We start from the raw sequence: 16,167 nt of genomic DNA, 5'->3' as shown, positions 1-16,167 counted from the left end.
GGTTTTGCGGGCGCGTCCTATCGTATTGAACGATATAAAATGGTTTAATTATCCCCCGCTCCCGCCGCCCTGTCGCGTGGCGGGCCGCCGGGGATGCCCGTCATGTGTGACGCCGCCTGGGAAGACCTGTTCCATGAAGCCATCATTCCTTTCGAACCGTCGTGCTTTCCTTCAGGCCGGGCTGGGCTGCGCCGCGCTGCTGGCGGGGCGTCCGCGCGGGGCATGGGCGGCGGGGACGCTGCTGAATGTCTCCTACGACCCGACGCGCGAACTGTATCAGGAGGTCGACCGCGCCTTTGCCGCGCAATGGGCGCGCACGCATGGGGGGGCGCCGGTGATGGTGCGGACCTCCCACGGGGGATCGGCCGCGCAGGCCCGTTCGGTGCAGGAGGGCGCGCCCGCCGACGTGGTGACGCTGGGCCTGGCCTATGACATCGACATGCTGGCGGCGAGCGGCCTTCTGCCCGCCAACTGGCAGGGGCTGCTGCCGCACAATGCGACTCCGTTCACCAGCACGATCGTCTTTCTGGTGCGCAAGGGCAACCCGAAAGGCATCCATGACTGGCCCGACCTGATCCGCGACGGGGTGCAGGTCATCACCCCCAACCCCAAGACATCGGGCGGCGCGCGGTGGAACTACCTCGCGGCATGGGGCTGGGAGCTGCGCCAGTCCGGCGGCACGCCGGACACGGCGCGGGCGTACCTGCGGGCGCTGTTTTCCCACGTCCCGGTGCTTGATACCGGCGCGCGGGGCGCGACCAACAGCTTCGTGCAGCGCGGCAGTGGCGACGTCCTGCTGGCGTGGGAGGACGAGGCCCTGATGGCCGCGCGCGACATCGGGCCGGACCAGTTCGACATCGTCGTGCCACCGCTGACGATCCTTGCCGAACCGCCCGTCGCGGTGGTGGAGCGCAATGCAAAGGCGCATGGCACGCTGGAAATTGCGCGCGCCTACCTTGATTTCCTGTTCACCGACGCGGGGCAGCGGATCGGGGCGAAACATTATTTCCGGCCCGTCACGCCGTCCATACTGGCCGAAAACCGCGCGACCTTCGCCGATGTCGCAACCTTCGACATCGCCTCCCTTGGTGGCTGGACGCAGGTGCAGAAGACGCATTTCGCCGATGGCGGCGTCTTTGACGGCATCTATGCCCGATGACACCCGGCCGGGACATGGCGGCGGGTGGCCTGTTCGCATGGCGCGGGCGGCGGCATGGCCTGCCGGGCATGGGCGTCGGGCTGTCGCTGACGTTCGCGTGGCTGGGCGCGCTGGTGGTGCTGCCGCTTCTGGCGCTGCTGGCGCGGCCGTGGGCGGAGGGATCGGGCAGCGGGATCGCCGCCTTTGGCCACCTGCTGCATGACGGGCGGATGCTCGCCGCGCTGCGGGTCAGCTTTGCCTGCGCCCTTGTGGCGGCGGCACTCGACGTGGTGGCGGGCATGGTGATCGCATGGGGCCTGGTGCGCGTGCGGGTGCCGGGATGGCGCGTGATCGACGCGCTGGTGGAACTGCCGTTCGCGCTGCCGACCGCCGTGGTGGGCATCACGATGGCGACGTTGTATGGCCCGCATGGCTGGGTTGGCGCGCCGCTGGCCCGGATGGGGCTGAAGGTGGCGTTCACGCCGGCGGGCATCATTGTCGCGCTGATGTTCGTGGGGCTGCCGTTCGTGGTGCGCACGATCGCCCCCGTGCTGCGCGCCCTCCCGCCCGAGGCGGAGGAAGCCGCCCGCACCCTTGGCGCGACGCGCGCGCAGGTGGTGGCCCGCGTGGTGATGCCCGCGCTGTATCCCGCGCTGCTGACGTCGTTCGCCATGGCGTTCGCGCGCGGCGTGGGGGAATATGGCTCGGTCATCTTCATTGCGGGGAACCAGCCGTTCCATACCGAAATCGCCCCGCTGCTGGTGGTCATCCGCCTGCAGGAATATGACACGCAGGGCGCAAGCCTGATCGGGCTGGTGCTGGTGGGGATCGCGATGGCGTCTCTGGGCGTGATCGCATGGCTGCGCCAGCGCATCGGGCGTGGCGGCGCGGGGGGCGCGGCATGAGGGCGGATACGGCGAACCGCGCCGGGCGATGGGCGTTCGCGGCCCTTGTCTGGGCGCTGGTGGGGATCATGGTGCTGCTGCCGCCGGTGATGGTGTTCGCCGCCGCCCTGTCGCACGGGCTGCGCCCGGCGTGGGACGCCATGTGCGATCCCGATGCGCTGTCGGCCATCCGGCTGACGATGGTCATCACCGCGCTGGCGGTGGCGATCAACAGCTTTTTCGGCGTGATGGCGGCATGGACGCTGGCGCGGTTTTCGTTTCCGGGGCGCGGGCTGGTCATCGTGCTGGTGGAACTGCCGCTCAGCGTCTCTCCCGTGGTGGGGGGACTGGTGTGGCTTCTGGTGTTCGGCACGCAGGGATGGTGGGGGGTGGCGCTGGAACGCTGGGGCTATCCCGTCATGTTCGCGCCGCCGGGCATCCTGCTGGCGACGCTGTTTGTCACCTTCCCCTATGTCACGCGCACGATGATGCCGATGCTGCGCCATATGGGCCGCGCGCAGGAAGAAGCCGCCGTGACGCTGGGGGCGGGGATGTGGCGGGTGCTGTGGCATGTCACGCTGCCCGGTGCGCGCGCGGCGCTGGTGTCGGGGGTGCTGATGACCACGGCGCGGGCGATGGGCGAATTCGGCGCGGTGTCGGTGGTGTCGGGCCATATTCCCGGCCTGACGGAAACGATGCCGCTGCATATCGAGACACTGTATAACGGATACCAGACGGTCGCGGCGTTTGCGATGGCGGCGCTGCTTGCGCTCATGGCGATGGCCGTGGTCGCGCTGCGGGGCCTTGTGGAACGCGCGGCCGTGTCGATGGGGAATGCCGCATGAGCGTACGCCTTGAAAACCTGACGCGCCGGGTGGGGGGACGCCCGATCGTCGATGACGTGTCGCTGGATGTGGCGGAGGGCAGCTTCACCGCGCTGCTTGGCCCGTCGGGTGCGGGCAAGACGTCGCTTCTGCGCATCATCGCCGGGCTGGACCCGCATGATTCGGGGCGCGTGCTGCTCAACGGGCAGCGCGTGGACATGCTGGAGGCGCGTGCGCGCAATATCGGCTTCGTGTTCCAGAACTATGCCCTGTTCGACCATATGACGGTGGCGCGCAACATCGCGTTCGGCCTGTCCATCCGCCCGCGCCGCATCCGTCCCGGTCGCGCGCAGATCGCGGCACGGGTGGAGGAGCTGCTGGACCTGATGCACCTGCCGGGCATGGGCGGGCGGTATCCGCACGAACTGTCGGGCGGGCAGCGCCAGCGTGTCGCACTGGCGCGCGCGCTGGCGACGGGGCCGCGCGTGCTGCTGCTGGATGAACCGTTCGGCGCGCTGGACCCGCTGGTGCGGCGCAGCATCCGGGGCTGGCTGCGTGAACTGCATGACCGGCTGGGGCTGACGACGCTGCTTGTCACCCATGACCGGCATGAGGCTGGCGAGCTTGCCGATACCATCGCCCTGATGCGCGATGGCCGCATCGTGCAGTCTGGCACCCCGCAGCAGTTGCACGACGCGCCGGCCACCCCGTTCGCGATGGAGTTCATGAACGATGTCACCCGCCTGCCCGGACGGGTGGCGAATGGTGCGTTCATCGCGGACCTGCCGGACGTGCGTCCCGTTGTGGTCAATGGCGGGGACGGCCCGGCAGAGCTTCTGGTGCGGGCGGGCGATGTGCGCCTGCTGCCGGGGCAGGGGGCGGCGACGGCGTGGCTGCGGCAGGCCAATGGTCCGATCGGTACATTCGATGTCATGAGCGGCCCCGATACGCTGCGCCTGGACAGCGTGGTGCCACCGGGGGGCGGGCGGATCGTCGTGAACTGCGCGCTTGACGCCGCCGCCGGACGGGTGGCGCGCGACGGGCGGTGGCTGGAGGGACGGGATGCGGCGCTGGAACCTGTGCGGGGGCGTGGGGCATTGCCCTTTGGCAACCAGGACTTTTAACGAATCAGGGTGCAGGGATCGCGATCCCTGCCGGGTCCGGGAAGCCGCCCGGATATAACAGATGCCGACCATCTCAGGGGCGTTGCCCCCGAACCCCCACCAAAGGGTATTACCCTTTGGAAACCATGATTTCTGGCGAAACAGGGGTGGGGGTGCGTACATAAAAAACGCACGCCATGGGGGCCATGGCATGCGCGAAGTGGTCGTCTGCGCCCCCGGGGGACCGGGGCTGTGTTCCTCCCCCGCGCGCCTGATGGGCGGTGGGGAGGAACGGCAGGGGGGACGGAATTGAGGCTCCGTCTCCTCCGGTCGCAGGGGGTCAGATCTTGTTGATCGTGCCCTTGACGCTACCGACGGCCTTTTCGGCCTCACCCTTCAGCTTCTGGGCCATGCCCCGGGCTTCGAGATCCTCGTTGCCTGTGGCCTTGCCGACGGTTTCCTTGATCGAGCCCACGGCCTTGTCGGTCGTGCCCTTCAGCTTGTCGGTAAATTCACCCATGATGATGGTTCCTGATTTCCTTGAGTTCGTGCCCGCCCCACGGGGGATGCGGGCACGTCCGGTGGCGTGATCGTCGCGATCGGCCATACGGGTCAAACGCCTTTCCGCGCGCCGGGTTGCGCGGGTGTGAAAAAATGACCCGCCCCAATCATGATGTTCCATGTATTGATCGAGGGTTAATGCCCCGGCAGGAAATGACGGATGGTATTCATGGCCTGCATGTCATGGGACATATTGCCGCCCATGCACGCGCCCCGGCCGCGTTACTGCCGCCGGGGCGCATGTCTTCATTTACCAGTAGGGATAGACCGGCGGCGGGGGCGGTGGCGGCGGTGGCCCGTAATAGCGGCCCCATACCGGCGGCGGCGGCCTGCGCCATACGCGCGGCGGCGGCCCGCGCCAGCCCCGGCGTTCGTAACGCGGGCCGTAATGGTAACCCGGCGGCATCGGCTGCGCCACGGCAAGCGCGGGGGCCAGCCCCACCATGACCGCCAGCGCGCCAAGTATCGTTCTTTTCATCCTGCATTCTCCACTAACGGGTCGGCCGGGTGGCATATCACAGGGCCATTGCGGCAGGAGTGGGGAAAGATCGCGGCAACATGGCGTTCCCCACCGGGCATGGCCGGGACGGCGTGGCGGCGTGCCCACCCTTCAGCCGGGCATGATCCTTTGCAATACCAGCAGGACCATAAGCGCCACGGCAATCGAAATCAGGCCCTGTATGATCTGCTCTTTCATCCTGTGGCGTACTCCGTGGAACCATGGTGGCGCGCATGGTGGCGTGGCGGCGGCCATATGGCAACCGCCCGGCCGTCATGGCCCCTACCACCCGCGCCCGGGGCGGCCATACCCGCCGCCCGGTGGTCCGCCGCGCCCGCCGTAATACCCGCCGCCATAATACCCGTCGCGATGGTGGCGGTGGTCGTGCCAGCCCCGCCCGCCATAGCATCCCGCCAGCGACAGCAGGCACAGCATGAGTGCCACGGACCGCACGACCGGGCGCGCGGGCGTGCGGTACGCGTGGCGGGGCTGCGTTTCGCCATGCGGCATGGTCCCGGCCTGCATGCGGGCGGCATGGCGGTCCCGGTCCCGCGCAGGTGGCTGCGGGGCGGGGGGAAGGAGGTGGAATGTCGTCATGGTGATCTTTCTCCCATGGTCCGTCATGGACCCAGTAGAAGCACAGGGAGCAACGGATGGTGGATCACAGGGTTGCCGGTTTCGCGTGTGATCCCCTATCCCTGTTTTCCTGCATGCGCCGTGAACAAGGAACCCTGCCGACATGCCAGCGGAATATGGCGGATATTTGCCCGGTGGCCGGCCGGATGACCGGCCCGGTGGCCTGAGGCGGCGGCAGGCGGCGACGCGGCTGATGTTCCTGGTGGTCGGCTTCACGCTGGCGGCGTGGGGGCCGCTGGTCCCGTTCGCGCGGGCGCGGGCGGGCCTGTCATCGGGGGGGCTGGGCCTGCTGCTGCTGTGCCTGGGGCTGGGGTCGGTCGTGGGGATGCCGCTGGCCGCGCGCATGCTTCCACGGGCGGGGTGCAGGCGGGTGCTGCTGGTGTCGGCCGCGCTGTTGTGCCTGATGCTGCCGGGGCTGGCGCTGGCGTCCTCCGCTGTCACGCTGGCGGGGTGCCTCCTGCTGTTCGGCGCGGCGATGGGGGCGATGGACTGCGTCATCAACGTGCAGGCCGTCGCGGTGGAACATGAAAGCGCGCGGCCCATGATGTCGGGTTTCCACGGCATGTTCAGCGTCGGCACGCTGCTGGGCGCGGCGGGGGCCAGTGGCGGGCTGGGGCTGGGGATGTCGCCCGCCACCATCGCCGTGGCCGCGATGGCCTGTGTCGCGGGGGCAGGGGCGATGGCGTCGGGCGGGCTGCTGGGGCCGCAGGGGGACGTGCCCCCGGCGGGGCGAAAGGGGAATGCGCGCCGCCTTGTCCTGCCGCGCGGGGTTGTCCTGCTGGCGGGGGCGATGTGCTGCGTCGCGTTCCTTGTCGAAGGCGCGGTGCTGGACTGGGGCGCCGTCTTCCTGTCCACCGCGCGCCACCTGCCGCCTGCGCGCGCGGGCGCGGGGTATGTGGCGTTCTGCGCCATGATGGTCGCGGGCCGCCTGTCGGGGGACGCCATCGTGCGGCGCATGGGCGATGCGTGGGTGATCGGCATGGGGGCGGCCTGCGCCGCGATGGGGCTGGCGCTGGTCGTGGCGGTGGCGGCGCCGTGGGTGGCGTTTGGCGGACTGGCGCTGATGGGGGCGGGATGCGCCAATATCGTGCCCGTCCTGTATGGCGCGATGGGGCGCCAGCGCGTCATGCCCGTCGCCGCCGTCGTGTCGGGGGTTACGATCATGGGCTATGCCGGGATCCTGCTTGGCCCCGCGCTGATCGGGCTGGTCGCGCAGTACAGCAGCCTGTCGGTGGCGTTCGTGATGCTGGCTGTGATGCTGGCGATGGTGGGCATGGGCGCGCGGGCGGTCACAGGCCCCGACACACCGAAAAGGTAAGGAACGCCGCCTCTTTTCGAAAAAGGCGGCACCCGGAAAACTCCTGTCCGTCCCGGTGTTCAGTTCCCGGTGGCGCGGTCAAGGCTGCGTCCCGCCTTTTCCGCTGGCCCCTTGGGCGGGTCGAACGTGTCCTGCATCTTGTTGCCGAATTTATCCAGCTTCTCGCCCGCGGTCTCATGATGGCGCTTGCAGCCGGACAGGCCGGTACAGGCAAGCGCCACCGACAGCATCAGGACGGTCATCGTGCTTGTTCGTGTCATGAAGGAGGCTCCTGCTGGGGGGAGCCATGAAAACGCGCCGCCTGCCGTCGGGTTGCGTCAGCCCTGCCCGTCCTGCGGATGGGCGGCGGGGGGCGTGGCCTGTGTCGTGCCGCCGTGGGCGTCGGTGGCGGGCGGGTCGAACATCGCCCGGCAGCGCGGCGACAGGCGGTCGATCTTGCGCTGCATGCAGGCGGTGATGCGTTTTTCATCGGGGATGGAGGTCGCGCACAGCCGCAGCGCATCGCCCTGGCAGGCGCGGGCCTGCTGCTGGCGGGTATGCTCGCGCGCCCACGCACCCGGCGCGGTGACAAGCAGCACACCAGCCAGCAGAAATGTCACCGGAAATGAAAAGCGTCGCATCACCTGTCCTGTTTCCCCTCGTCATGGTCGTCCCGCTTCCAACGCTCGAGTGTCCGGTGGGTTTGGCGCGATAGGAAAACGGGGTGGGTCAGGGTTTTTAAAGGAGTAAAAGTCTGCGGGTGCCGCCTTTTTCCAAAAAAGGCGGCGTTCCCTGAAGCTTTTTGCAAAAAGCTTCACCAAAAACTTTTTTTCGGTTTACAGGATGCCGCCCGCGATCGGCAGGTTTACGCCGGTCATGTAGCTTGAATCCTCGCCCAGCAGGAATTCGACCACGCCGGGGATTTCCTCGATACTGCCATAGCGGCGCATCGGCACGCTGCCGATCATCTGTTTCGCCACTTCCTTGGGGTCGGTGGAGAAATACTGGCTGCCGACCTTCGCCTGCAGTTCCACCTGCCGGTCCCACATCATGCCCGGCCCCATGAAGGCGGGGCTGATGGCGTTGACGCGGATGTTATACGGCGCAAGGTCCTTCGACGCCACTTCGGTCAGGCCGATGATCGCGAATTTCGACGCGCCATAGGCCGCCATGTTCGGCGGTCCCTGCACGCCCGCCATGCTGGCGGTATTGACGATGCGGCCGAATTTGCGCGCGACCATGTGCTGCGACACCGTGCGCAGGACATGGAACGCGCCGCGCACGTTGATGTCCATGACGCGGGCGAAGTCGTCTTCGGGGTAATCCTGCACCGGGGCGAACGCGCCCTGGTATCCGGCATTGTTGAACAGGAAGTCGATGGCCCCGAATTCCGCCACGACCGCCGCCACCGTGTCGCGCACTGCGGCGATGTCGGTCACGTCGCACATATACGAACGCGCCTTCACCCCGTGCGCGGCCACGGCCTTTTCCGCCGCCTGCAGGGCCTGCGCGTTCATGTCGAGCAGCGCGATGGCCGCGCCGGAGCGGGCCAACCGGTGCGCGCAGGCCAGGCCGATATTGCCCGCGGCCCCCGTCAGGAGCGCCACCCTGCCGGAGAATCTGGCGGATTTTTCTGTCATTTTACATCCCTTGTCATGTCATGCGGGCAGCAGGAAGGCCGGTTTGGGCAGGCAACTCCTCCCGGCGCGGCCTGTTGACACCGTATGGATGGGATAACCCATGTCAACACGGTCCGTTTCAATACGGGCCATGCCGTCATCACGCATCACGGGAGGCGTTTTTGGGACGCATCATGAAAATCACCACCGCCGTCATCATGCTGGGCGCGCTGTCGGCGTGTGACAGGCCCAAGCCCGGCGGCGGCGGGTCGGACGATGGCGGAGGCCCCGGCATCAGCAGCAACGGCACGCCACGGAAATAGCGGCATGGCCATGAACGGCCCGCAAACCCCCTGCCATTCCTGCCAGACCGGAATACGGAGTACCCGATGCGACACGCCATGACGCGCCTTGCCTGCCTTCTTGTGGTTTCGGCCGGGCTTGCGGCCTGTGCCGGGCGGCATGTGCCCCCGCCGGGCGGTTCCAGCGCCCCCAACGGCGTCGGGGGCATGGGCGGTTCCCCGCAGCAGTCCGGCGGCGGACCGGGCAGCGTGGGCGGTCCCGGCATGTAGGGATGCCGGGTTGACATTCTTATGATCGGGAATGGGGCGAATTCATGAAAAATCCACATTCTGCGGGCCATGGTTGCGATATGCTGCATGCCTGTGGGGAACATGTCGCCCCTGCATGACGGAGGTTACGCCATGAAACGCTCGATCCGCCAGATTCCCCGTGAAATCCGTGATGAATGGAAGCAGACGCTGCTGCATGCGTGGGACCGCACGGGCCGTCCGGCCCTGCGGGAATGGCCATCGCAGACAGCCGTGAAGACGGTGGTGGAGGACGCGGTGCGGCGCGAATGCGGCTGTGCCGTCGCCACGGGCGCGTAAACCGGCCCCATACCCGACAAAAGGTTCCTGGCGGGGCTTTCCCGGCAGGAACGCCCCGTGTTCCCCCCGTCAGAAATCCTCTGGCACGTCCCAGTCTTCATGCGCGGTGATGACCTGCACCGTCCCGTTGCCAAGTGCTGCGGCGGCAACGATGCCGGTCGCGCTTGACCCCGCATCCAGTCCCAGCCGGTAGCCTTCGGGCCGCAGGTCGCCCAGCGGCTTGCAGGTGCCTTCGGGTGTGGTGGGAATGCGGTGTTCGAACGTGTGGCCATGCGCCACGAACCACCCGCCCGGCCATGGGGTGGGGGCGCTGTGGAATTCCTCGCGTATCCACAGGGGGTTGTCGTCGTCGTGGGCGTAAAGCGGGTTGTAGCGACGTGCCCATGCCACCGGGTCGGCGGCGGTGGGGTTGATGCCCGCATGCAGCATCAGCAGCGACCCCGTGGTGCGGAACGTGGCGATGGGGGGCCGCCCGTTCGCGCCGGGTTTCCACCGGTCGATCCCGTATTCCAGCACGCGGCGCGCCATGTCCGGCGCGACCCCCGACGCGATGGCCGCCTCCAGCAGGGCGCGGCGCCGGTCGCCATGCGGATGCAGCCACGGCGTCAGCCAGTCGCCGCCCCCCGCCAGGAAGAGATCGGGATAGTCCGGGTTGAAGATCGGCGCGAACAGCATCTGTTCATGATTGCCCGGCAGCGCGTGAAAGGCGATGTCCGTGCCCGGCAGCCGGCCATCACGCGCATAACGCAGCACATCCATCAGGCAGCCGATGCTGTCGGGTCCCCGGTCGATCACATCGCCAAGCGAGGTGCACGTCGCGGTGGGGAAATGCCGCGCGCAGTACTGCCACAGCGCATGCAGGTGCGCGCGTTCGCCATGCACGTCGCCAATGATGAATTCGACATGCCCGTGTGGCAGCGACACGGGGGCGGGCAGGACCGCGCCGACGCGCAGCGTGATGTGCGATGGCATGGGCGGCAGTGCGTGCATGACCGGCCGTGTTCCTCCTGCTGTGACAGGCACGATCATAGCCGATCCGCACCGGGCGTTGCATCATGTGATCGCATGCGCCGCCCCGCGCAAGGCCGCGCCGGTCAGCCATAGTCAACCGGCCCGCCGCACGTTTCGTCATCGCTGAGCCTGCTGGCGTCAATGCGCAGGAGCGTACGTTCCGGCGCGCGCCAGCCCGGTATGGCGACGACCTCCTCCGAACCGCTGCTCAGCAGCAGCAGGCCGTCAAGGTCGAAACACGCGACGCCATCCGCCCCGGCCGTCACGGGACAGTGCAGCAGCAGCCCCTGCATCGCATATTCATAGGTCTCGATCTCCAGCCACAGGTCCGGCAGGGTGGCTGCGGGACTGGCGCGCACGCGTCCCATGCGCTCCCATATCTCGCGCGTGCCGGGGATCTCCTTGAAATCCATCACGACGCGGTACTGCCGGTGTGTCAGGACAACCGACTCCAGCCCATCGGCGCGAAGCGGGGGATGCGCCATGTCTTGTCCTTTCCTGCCGTCCCGCCCCATGTTGGCCGAAAAGGGTGGGGCGGGCACCCGTGGCCGGCGGCATGACTGCCATGTAAGGGAAGGGCGCGGGGCCGGTTTGACAGGGGGGGTGTTTTGCGAAACGCTGCCTGCCCCATGACGCCACATGTCCCGGCCCCGTTCCTGTTTGTCGATGTGGAGGCCTCCTCCCTGCGTGAAGGGGGATTCCCCATCGAGGTCGCATGGGTGACGCAGGATGGCGCGTGTGAGAGCCACCTTGTCCGGCCACGGGAGGAATGGCGCGAATGGTCCGCGCAGGCTGCGTCGCTCCATGGCCTGACGCGCGGCATGCTGCGCGCGCACGGGCGGGCGGCGCAGGATGTCGCGCGCCGTTTCGTGCAGGCCGCGCACGCGCGGCGCGTCGTCAGTGACGCCGTGGCGTTTGACGGGGCGTGGCTGTCGATGCTGTGTGAGGCGGCGGGTCTGGTGGCGCCGACGCTGCTGCCGGTACAACTGGCCTATGCCGAGGCGGTGGCGCCGTTCCTTGACCGCGCCGCGTCCCGCCCGGCACAGGCACGCATGGCCCTGCAGGTGGTCGCCCGGCACGAGGCCGCGCAGGAGGCCTGCGACCGTGTGCGCCACCGGGCGCTGCCCGATGCGTGGGCGCTGTTTCGCACATGGCGCGCGATTGCGGGCGCAAGCGTCCCGCCGGCCCCCCCGGCCTGATCCCCCACGCCCCTGAACGATGGCAGGCGGCGCGGAGGGAACCTCCGGCCGCCTGCCATCATGCCGCCTGCGCCCGCCGGGACGTGCGTCCGGGGCGGGTCATATTCGTCCCATGACCATCAGCACCACCAGCACCAGCACAACAAGCCCCAGCGCGCCGGAAGGGTAATAGCCCCAGCCCGTGCTGTACGGCCATGTCGGCAGGGCCCCGATCAGCAGGATGACGATGACGACGAGCAGGATGTTGTTCATTGTTCGGACCTTCGGGAACGAGGGCATCGCCACAGTATCGTGACCGGTATCGTGACCGGTGTCCTGGCCGGGTACGGCGTGGCGACATCGTGGGGCGATAACCCCACATCCATTGCGAAGTTCCCTGCCATATCGCGGTGATATGCGGACGTGGCGTACTGCACGGTCCTGTCGGGCGGGGCGGGAACTTTGCCCCATCCCGCCGGTTTGGGGCAGCACAGAGGTTGAGGACAACGCCCATGTGCCCTGCATCATGCCCCCAGGCCCAGCCATCGCGCCCCGGACCCGGCCTTGGCATCCCGCCGGAGGCCCCGCCCGACCCGCACCCGGAGGACCACGACCCCACCGCCCCGCACCCCGGCGAGGAAAACGACATACCCGCGCCGCTGAAGCTGCCCGAACATGACGGGCCGGACGACGAGGATGTGGAGACGTGGGACAATGAAGGCGGCGACGACCCGGAGGACGAGGATGAAGACCTGCTGTCCGGTGACCCTGATGACGACCCGGACGGCTATCCCTGGCGTTAGTCCCCCGCCGGTCGCGCGGTGCTACAGCATCGCCAGCACGACCGGGATCAGCGTCCCTGCCGCCAGCAGGCCGTAATGCAGCTTCTTCTGCCGTGTCTGCGTCAGGCCGATCCAGACGCCCAGCACGGTGGAGATGATGAGGCTGCCTGACACAAGGGCGAAGAACCAGCGCAGCAGCAGCGTCGGCACGGGCGTCGATTCGGGCGGCCGTGGCCGTGGCGGCCCGCTGTCGCCCGCGGGGCGCGGTGGGCCGGGGCGCGGCGGCTTGGCGCGGAAGGCCTGTTTCTTGTGCAGTTCGCCCAGTTTTTCGATAATCGGGACGGGCACGTATCCATTGTGGGATTCATGGAACCCGAAGATCTGGAAAATGCCGGTCAGCGCGAAAAACAGCAGGCTTGGCGCGGCAACCAGGGCCGACCACCCATGTACCCGCCGCACCGTGATGCGCGGCATCAGGGTCGTGATTCCGGATGGGAAATGACTGAAATATCACACATCTTTGCCAAGGCTCGTCCCGTTGTCCCCATCCCCGATGGATGGAGTCCGATCATTAATCCATAATTGAGAACCCTTCGCAACGGGACGGCAAAAATGTCACGAAATGTATGGGGGTGTCCCGGCAGGGAAGGCCGTCGGCGCATGGGGCATCCGGGCGGCTTGCTCCGGATCCGGCAGGGAGCGCGCTCCCTGCACCCTGATTCGTTTTAAAAGTCATGGTTTCCAAAGGGCAATGCCTTTTGGTGGGGGTTCGGGGGCGAAGCCCCTGAGGCCACAGGCGCGTGCAACACCCGGGCGGCTTGCTCCGGACCCGGCAGGGAGCGTGCTCCCTGCACCCTGATTCGTTAAGAAGTCGTGGTTTCCAAAGGGCAATGCCCTTTGGTGGGGGTTCGGGGGCAACGCCCCTGAGTGCGTCGGCGTGTGCGACATCCGGGCGCTGCCCGCCCCCTGGCGGGGAACAGGATCAGTGGCGGAAGTCTGCGGCGCCCGGCAGGTCGGCGGCGGGGGTTGTCGTGGTGCCGATGCCGCCGGGGTCGTTCATCATGCCGCTGGGGCCGATGCCGGGCGTGTTGTCGCGGGCGGAGATGCCGGTATCGTACGCGCCGGTGCCATACGTGGCGCTGTTGCCCGTGCCGCCGACATAGCTATTGGCGCCGGTATTTGCCGTGCCGGCCGTGCCGGTGGCGGGCAGGCCCATGTCGTTCACGCCGCTGGTGCCTGCGCATCCCTTGGCGATCTGGACGCGGTGCAGGGCTTCCATCTTGCCCTTTTCACGGGCCAGCAGGCCCTTGACGTCGCTGCCGGTCATTTCCGACAGGGGAATCCCCACCATCAGGACGCCCCACGTATCGGTCTTGTGGGCGCGGTGCTGCTTGTCCGTCAGGGTCTGCAGCACGTCGCCTTCCTTCAGTTCCGCCTCGCCCAACTGCTGGCAGGTCAGGCTGGAATAGGCACTGTCGGGAACATAGGTGGGCCGGACGCTATCGGGGCTGGCGGCACATCCGGCCAGCAGCACCATACCGCCAAACAGCGGCACGAGCTTGTTCATGATCTTCTCCGTTCATGATGACCCGGACTTGTCGCATGTCTGGCAATATGTGGCTATGTAACAGCCTGTGACTTTATGTTTCAAAAAAGGGCGGCGGGCTTACTCGTCGCCAAAGTAGTTCTCGCAAACGCCTTTGGCACAAGAAGAATTCAGCAGCACGCCGTCCTTGCTCACCTGCCCTTCGTGATAGGTATAGGTGCGTTGCACGCCCTTCTGGTGGGGGGAGGGCATGCGGATTTCCAGCGTGTCGCCCACGGTCCTGGTCCGGGCCATGTCCGAACAGGTGCCGAAGAAATTGGTGTGGTGTTCCTTTTTCCGGTTCACCTGCACGACGGCCACGGTCGCGGGACACAGCGAACCGCCGATGCTCTGCACCAGCACGATGTCGCTGTCGCCCATCTGGATGGGTTGCGACAGCATCAGGCCACTGTTGCCCGCAAGGACGGGGTGCAGGGTATGGCCGCGCCATGTGATCTTGTCGTTGCTGACGGCGATGGTGCCAAACCGGGTCTGTGCCTGCTGCGCCTGCGCCACGGTGGAGACCCCCGCCACAAGGGCAAGGCCCAGCAGCGGTCCCGAAAATATACGTGATGGTCGCAGCATGTCCCCAATGTCCTTCATCAGCCCCATGTCCCGTCAGCGCGGCCGGCCCTCCCGTCCGCCATGGATGCGCAACATTAAGGACCAGGACCCTCCCCCATGCAAGGCGGTGGCACTGCATGGAGAATTCGTCCATACATGCGCATGGCACGCGGCGACACGGTGATATTCTGCTGGCCGTAGCACCGCTTCTGGCGGGAGCGCATTGCGGGGTTTTGTAGCAGGCCCCGCCCGCGTGCCACTTTCGCGCATGTGGCGGTTTCGCACGTTCAGGGGCCTTGCCCCCGAACCCCCACCAAAGGGCATTGCCCTTTGGAAACCATGGCTTTTGATGGAACAGGGTGCAGGGAGCGCGCTCCCTGCCGGGTCCGGAGCAAGCCGCCCGGGTGTTGCGGGTGGCGATGGCCTCAGGGGCGTTGCCCCTGAAACCCCACCAAAGGGTATTACCCTTTGGAAACCATGGTTTCTGGACAGATCAGGCGGCCATGCGGGTGATGGCCTGGCAGTAGTACAGGAAGGCGAGGCGCAGCGCGCGGTCGTCCGCGCCTTCGGTGACCTTGCGCAGGGTTGCGGCGGTGGCGTCGTCGCCGGCCTTCAGGCGGTCGATGTCCTTGATGTCGGACACGGTGATGTCGGCGGGGGTCAGGTCCTGTCCCGGCTTTGCGGCGGACAGGCGGTATTCGACCAGCGCCTGCGACAGGGCCTGCGGCAGGACGCGCGCGTCGGCGGGGACTTCGTCATCGGACAGGATGTTCTCCAGCGCCGCGTTGAAACGGGTGCGGATTTCGGTTGCGTTCATGTGCGTATGCCCTTTTGTGGCGGTGGTGTGATCGGGTGGCGGCGGTGCGCGCCACGCGGCGGACATGGCGATACCACGTCCACGGCGCGGGGACTAAGCCATGGGGGTGCATGCCGCGCGCGCTTTTACAGCAGGTCGTGCATTTCGCTGCGGATGTCGTTGCATTTGCGCGTCAGCATCCCGGCCTGCGACGCGGTCATGAAATTGATGATGAACGCGCCCAGAAGGGAGCCGAACGACAGCCCGATCAGGATCTTGCCCAGAAGGGAGATCGGGTCGTTGTAATGCTGCGCCGAATACCACAGCAGCACGAGGCTGACGACCGATCCCGTCACGCCCATCACACCGGTGGATTTGAGCAGCGAGTCCTCCTCGCTGCTGAAGGCGGCGGCCTCCTTCCACAGCAGGTACATCTTCTGGTCCATCTCGCTGATGCTGCGGTTGTGGGCGTCCTGCGCATCGGCGTCGTTGTGGCGCGTGGTCTTCTTGTGGCGCTCCAGCTCCTGCTGGGCCTTTTCAAAGACGCGGCGGCGTTCCTTTATGGCCGGAAGGCTGATGTCCACGAAGCTCAGGATCGCCATGTTCATCCCGGCCGAAAGCTGGACGAGCGCCTGATACTCGCCCCATGTCACCCATGTCACCTGAATTGCCGCCCGTCCTGCCTGTTGGGGATCACACGCACGGGGTTATAGACCACAATCATCGCCCATGGCATCCCCCATGCTGCAGGGCCTCCATCGCGCGGTGTTATGGCTGGCGCGGGATCGGGGGGTCAGGGG

At 67.3% G+C, this 16,167-nt stretch carries 24 protein-coding genes; 10 read left to right on the top strand and 14 right to left on the bottom strand.

Annotation, left to right across the window (positions count from 1 at the left end; translation table 11 throughout):
- Positions 1–133 precede the first annotated feature (133 nt).
- Genes KMAL_RS10300 through KMAL_RS10285 form a run of 4 tightly spaced genes read left to right on the top strand, consistent with a single transcriptional unit; the run spans position 134 to position 3,970 of the window.
- Positions 134–1,159, top strand: a complete 1,026-nt coding sequence (locus tag KMAL_RS10300) for a sulfate ABC transporter substrate-binding protein (protein ID WP_110095622.1) — start codon at positions 134–136, stop codon at positions 1,157–1,159.
- Positions 1,156–2,043, top strand: a complete 888-nt coding sequence (cysT, locus tag KMAL_RS10295; protein WP_110095621.1) for a sulfate ABC transporter permease subunit CysT — start codon at positions 1,156–1,158, stop codon at positions 2,041–2,043. Before KMAL_RS10300 ends, cysT begins: the two co-directional genes overlap by 4 nt.
- Positions 2,040–2,867, top strand: a complete 828-nt coding sequence (locus KMAL_RS10290; RefSeq protein WP_110095639.1) for a sulfate ABC transporter permease — start codon at positions 2,040–2,042, stop codon at positions 2,865–2,867. Before cysT ends, KMAL_RS10290 begins: the two co-directional genes overlap by 4 nt.
- The gene (locus tag KMAL_RS10285; RefSeq protein ID WP_110095620.1) at positions 2,864–3,970 is read left to right on the top strand and encodes a sulfate/molybdate ABC transporter ATP-binding protein; all 1,107 of its coding nucleotides are present in this window, start codon (positions 2,864–2,866) and stop codon (positions 3,968–3,970) included. The genes KMAL_RS10290 and KMAL_RS10285 overlap by 4 nt, the downstream gene beginning before the upstream one ends.
- A 319-nt stretch (positions 3,971–4,289) precedes the next feature.
- Here KMAL_RS10285 and KMAL_RS10280 read toward each other — a convergent pair whose 3' ends face one another.
- The 3 genes from KMAL_RS10280 to KMAL_RS10270 all read right to left on the bottom strand — a co-directional run bounded on the left by KMAL_RS10280 (position 4,290) and on the right by KMAL_RS10270 (position 5,606).
- Positions 4,290–4,556, bottom strand: coding sequence for a CsbD family protein (locus KMAL_RS10280; RefSeq protein ID WP_239020071.1), 267 nt, complete (start codon positions 4,554–4,556; stop codon positions 4,290–4,292).
- A gap of 204 nt (positions 4,557–4,760) precedes the next feature.
- On the bottom strand, positions 4,761–4,988 hold the full coding sequence (locus KMAL_RS10275) for a hypothetical protein (RefSeq protein ID WP_146044196.1): 228 nt from the start codon (positions 4,986–4,988) through the stop codon (positions 4,761–4,763).
- A gap of 303 nt (positions 4,989–5,291) precedes the next feature.
- Positions 5,292–5,606, bottom strand: a complete 315-nt coding sequence (locus tag KMAL_RS10270; RefSeq protein ID WP_110095617.1) for a hypothetical protein — start codon at positions 5,604–5,606, stop codon at positions 5,292–5,294.
- Positions 5,607–5,748: 142 nt separating this feature from the next.
- On the opposite strand from KMAL_RS10270, the gene KMAL_RS10265 reads away from it, so the two are divergent.
- Positions 5,749–6,963 carry an MFS transporter gene (locus KMAL_RS10265; protein WP_110095616.1) on the top strand — a complete coding sequence of 405 codons (1,215 nt, stop codon included), beginning with the start codon at positions 5,749–5,751 and terminating at the stop codon, positions 6,961–6,963.
- 59 nt (positions 6,964–7,022) lie between these two features.
- On the opposite strand, the gene KMAL_RS10260 is transcribed toward KMAL_RS10265, so the two are convergent.
- The 3 genes from KMAL_RS10260 to KMAL_RS10250 form a co-directional block, all read right to left on the bottom strand.
- On the bottom strand, positions 7,023–7,223 hold the full coding sequence (locus KMAL_RS10260) for a hypothetical protein (RefSeq protein WP_110095615.1): 201 nt from the start codon (positions 7,221–7,223) through the stop codon (positions 7,023–7,025).
- Positions 7,224–7,280: 57 nt separating this feature from the next.
- Positions 7,281–7,583 (bottom strand): hypothetical protein, encoded by a 303-nt coding sequence (locus tag KMAL_RS17625; protein ID WP_239020070.1) that lies wholly within the window; start codon positions 7,581–7,583, stop codon positions 7,281–7,283.
- 195 nt (positions 7,584–7,778) lie between these two features.
- Entirely contained in the window at positions 7,779–8,582 is an 804-nt protein-coding gene (locus KMAL_RS10250; RefSeq protein ID WP_110095614.1) for an SDR family NAD(P)-dependent oxidoreductase, read from the bottom strand.
- 173 nt (positions 8,583–8,755) lie between these two features.
- Here KMAL_RS10250 and KMAL_RS17805 point away from each other — a divergent pair, with 173 nt between their 5' ends.
- From KMAL_RS17805 to KMAL_RS10240, 3 genes are all read left to right on the top strand, one after another.
- Positions 8,756–8,884 (top strand): hypothetical protein, encoded by a 129-nt coding sequence (locus KMAL_RS17805; RefSeq protein WP_275399307.1) that lies wholly within the window; start codon positions 8,756–8,758, stop codon positions 8,882–8,884.
- A 66-nt stretch (positions 8,885–8,950) separates the two neighbouring features.
- Positions 8,951–9,133 carry a hypothetical protein gene (locus KMAL_RS10245; RefSeq protein WP_110095613.1) on the top strand — a complete coding sequence of 61 codons (183 nt, stop codon included), beginning with the start codon at positions 8,951–8,953 and terminating at the stop codon, positions 9,131–9,133.
- A gap of 132 nt (positions 9,134–9,265) precedes the next feature.
- Entirely contained in the window at positions 9,266–9,451 is a 186-nt protein-coding gene (locus tag KMAL_RS10240; RefSeq protein WP_146044195.1) for a hypothetical protein, read from the top strand.
- Positions 9,452–9,520: 69 nt separating this feature from the next.
- On the opposite strand, the gene KMAL_RS10235 is transcribed toward KMAL_RS10240, so the two are convergent.
- Together KMAL_RS10235 and KMAL_RS10230 are read right to left on the bottom strand one after the other, a co-directional pair.
- Entirely contained in the window at positions 9,521–10,441 is a 921-nt protein-coding gene (locus tag KMAL_RS10235; RefSeq protein WP_167400076.1) for a metallophosphoesterase, read from the bottom strand.
- 104 nt (positions 10,442–10,545) lie between these two features.
- Entirely contained in the window at positions 10,546–10,947 is a 402-nt protein-coding gene (locus tag KMAL_RS10230) for a hypothetical protein (RefSeq protein ID WP_110095610.1), read from the bottom strand.
- Positions 10,948–11,091: 144 nt separating this feature from the next.
- Here KMAL_RS10230 and KMAL_RS10225 point away from each other — a divergent pair, with 144 nt between their 5' ends.
- A complete protein-coding gene (locus tag KMAL_RS10225; RefSeq protein WP_110095609.1) occupies positions 11,092–11,661 on the top strand; it encodes a 3'-5' exonuclease in 570 nt (189 codons plus the stop codon).
- Between the two features lie 99 nt (positions 11,662–11,760).
- On the opposite strand, the gene KMAL_RS10220 is transcribed toward KMAL_RS10225, so the two are convergent.
- Entirely contained in the window at positions 11,761–11,913 is a 153-nt protein-coding gene (locus tag KMAL_RS10220) for a DUF3309 family protein (RefSeq protein ID WP_110095608.1), read from the bottom strand.
- 239 nt (positions 11,914–12,152) lie between these two features.
- On the opposite strand from KMAL_RS10220, the gene KMAL_RS10215 reads away from it, so the two are divergent.
- Positions 12,153–12,443, top strand: a complete 291-nt coding sequence (locus tag KMAL_RS10215; RefSeq protein ID WP_110095607.1) for a hypothetical protein — start codon at positions 12,153–12,155, stop codon at positions 12,441–12,443.
- 21 nt (positions 12,444–12,464) lie between these two features.
- Here the strand turns inward: KMAL_RS10215 and KMAL_RS10210 are convergent, their stop codons facing one another.
- The 5 genes from KMAL_RS10210 to KMAL_RS10190 all read right to left on the bottom strand — a co-directional run bounded on the left by KMAL_RS10210 (position 12,465) and on the right by KMAL_RS10190 (position 16,020).
- The gene (locus KMAL_RS10210) at positions 12,465–12,896 is read right to left on the bottom strand and encodes a hypothetical protein (RefSeq protein ID WP_110095606.1); all 432 of its coding nucleotides are present in this window, start codon (positions 12,894–12,896) and stop codon (positions 12,465–12,467) included.
- A 508-nt stretch (positions 12,897–13,404) separates the two neighbouring features.
- Entirely contained in the window at positions 13,405–13,989 is a 585-nt protein-coding gene (locus KMAL_RS17620; RefSeq protein ID WP_239020069.1) for a hypothetical protein, read from the bottom strand.
- Positions 13,990–14,088: 99 nt separating this feature from the next.
- Positions 14,089–14,592 carry a hypothetical protein gene (locus KMAL_RS10200; RefSeq protein WP_146044194.1) on the bottom strand — a complete coding sequence of 168 codons (504 nt, stop codon included), beginning with the start codon at positions 14,590–14,592 and terminating at the stop codon, positions 14,089–14,091.
- Between the two features lie 472 nt (positions 14,593–15,064).
- Positions 15,065–15,454 (bottom strand): hypothetical protein, encoded by a 390-nt coding sequence (locus KMAL_RS10195; protein ID WP_110571061.1) that lies wholly within the window; start codon positions 15,452–15,454, stop codon positions 15,065–15,067.
- 59 nt (positions 15,455–15,513) lie between these two features.
- A complete protein-coding gene (locus KMAL_RS10190; RefSeq protein WP_110095638.1) occupies positions 15,514–16,020 on the bottom strand; it encodes a hypothetical protein in 507 nt (168 codons plus the stop codon).
- Positions 16,021–16,167: the final 147 nt, after the last annotated feature.

The sequence above is a fragment of the Novacetimonas maltaceti genome, from assembly GCF_002906255.1.
GTDB lineage: Bacteria > Pseudomonadota > Alphaproteobacteria > Acetobacterales > Acetobacteraceae > Novacetimonas > Novacetimonas maltaceti.
Note: the sequence above shows the minus strand (reverse complement) of the source record. Positions and strands in the feature narration are given on the sequence as shown.

What these genes read in the sequence shown, in the direction of transcription:
- KMAL_RS10220 (WP_110095608.1), bottom strand. Translation starts at nt 11,913, where the DNA reads ATGAACAACATCCTGCTCGTCGTCATCGTCATCCTGCTGATCGGGGCC.
- KMAL_RS10210 (WP_110095606.1), bottom strand. Translation starts at nt 12,896, where the DNA reads ATGCCGCGCATCACGGTGCGGCGGGTACATGGGTGGTCGGCCCTGGTT.
- KMAL_RS10235 (WP_167400076.1), bottom strand. Translation starts at nt 10,441, where the DNA reads ATGCACGCACTGCCGCCCATGCCATCGCACATCACGCTGCGCGTCGGC.
- KMAL_RS10250 (WP_110095614.1), bottom strand. Translation starts at nt 8,582, where the DNA reads ATGACAGAAAAATCCGCCAGATTCTCCGGCAGGGTGGCGCTCCTGACG.
- cysT (WP_110095621.1), top strand. Translation starts at nt 1,156, where the DNA reads ATGACACCCGGCCGGGACATGGCGGCGGGTGGCCTGTTCGCATGGCGC.
- KMAL_RS10260 (WP_110095615.1), bottom strand. Translation starts at nt 7,223, where the DNA reads ATGACACGAACAAGCACGATGACCGTCCTGATGCTGTCGGTGGCGCTT.
- KMAL_RS10225 (WP_110095609.1), top strand. Translation starts at nt 11,092, where the DNA reads ATGACGCCACATGTCCCGGCCCCGTTCCTGTTTGTCGATGTGGAGGCC.
- KMAL_RS10280 (WP_239020071.1), bottom strand. Translation starts at nt 4,556, where the DNA reads ATGGCCGATCGCGACGATCACGCCACCGGACGTGCCCGCATCCCCCGT.
- KMAL_RS10200 (WP_146044194.1), bottom strand. Translation starts at nt 14,592, where the DNA reads ATGCTGCGACCATCACGTATATTTTCGGGACCGCTGCTGGGCCTTGCC.
- KMAL_RS10265 (WP_110095616.1), top strand. Translation starts at nt 5,749, where the DNA reads ATGCCAGCGGAATATGGCGGATATTTGCCCGGTGGCCGGCCGGATGAC.
- KMAL_RS10275 (WP_146044196.1), bottom strand. Translation starts at nt 4,988, where the DNA reads ATGAAAAGAACGATACTTGGCGCGCTGGCGGTCATGGTGGGGCTGGCC.
- KMAL_RS10285 (WP_110095620.1), top strand. Translation starts at nt 2,864, where the DNA reads ATGAGCGTACGCCTTGAAAACCTGACGCGCCGGGTGGGGGGACGCCCG.
- KMAL_RS10240 (WP_146044195.1), top strand. Translation starts at nt 9,266, where the DNA reads ATGAAACGCTCGATCCGCCAGATTCCCCGTGAAATCCGTGATGAATGG.
- KMAL_RS17805 (WP_275399307.1), top strand. Translation starts at nt 8,756, where the DNA reads ATGAAAATCACCACCGCCGTCATCATGCTGGGCGCGCTGTCGGCGTGT.
- KMAL_RS10215 (WP_110095607.1), top strand. Translation starts at nt 12,153, where the DNA reads ATGTGCCCTGCATCATGCCCCCAGGCCCAGCCATCGCGCCCCGGACCC.
- KMAL_RS10230 (WP_110095610.1), bottom strand. Translation starts at nt 10,947, where the DNA reads ATGGCGCATCCCCCGCTTCGCGCCGATGGGCTGGAGTCGGTTGTCCTG.
- KMAL_RS10195 (WP_110571061.1), bottom strand. Translation starts at nt 15,454, where the DNA reads ATGTCCGCCGCGTGGCGCGCACCGCCGCCACCCGATCACACCACCGCC.
- KMAL_RS10270 (WP_110095617.1), bottom strand. Translation starts at nt 5,606, where the DNA reads ATGACGACATTCCACCTCCTTCCCCCCGCCCCGCAGCCACCTGCGCGG.
- KMAL_RS17625 (WP_239020070.1), bottom strand. Translation starts at nt 7,583, where the DNA reads ATGCGACGCTTTTCATTTCCGGTGACATTTCTGCTGGCTGGTGTGCTG.
- KMAL_RS10300 (WP_110095622.1), top strand. Translation starts at nt 134, where the DNA reads ATGAAGCCATCATTCCTTTCGAACCGTCGTGCTTTCCTTCAGGCCGGG.
- KMAL_RS17620 (WP_239020069.1), bottom strand. Translation starts at nt 13,989, where the DNA reads ATGAACAAGCTCGTGCCGCTGTTTGGCGGTATGGTGCTGCTGGCCGGA.
- KMAL_RS10290 (WP_110095639.1), top strand. Translation starts at nt 2,040, where the DNA reads ATGAGGGCGGATACGGCGAACCGCGCCGGGCGATGGGCGTTCGCGGCC.
- KMAL_RS10245 (WP_110095613.1), top strand. Translation starts at nt 8,951, where the DNA reads ATGCGACACGCCATGACGCGCCTTGCCTGCCTTCTTGTGGTTTCGGCC.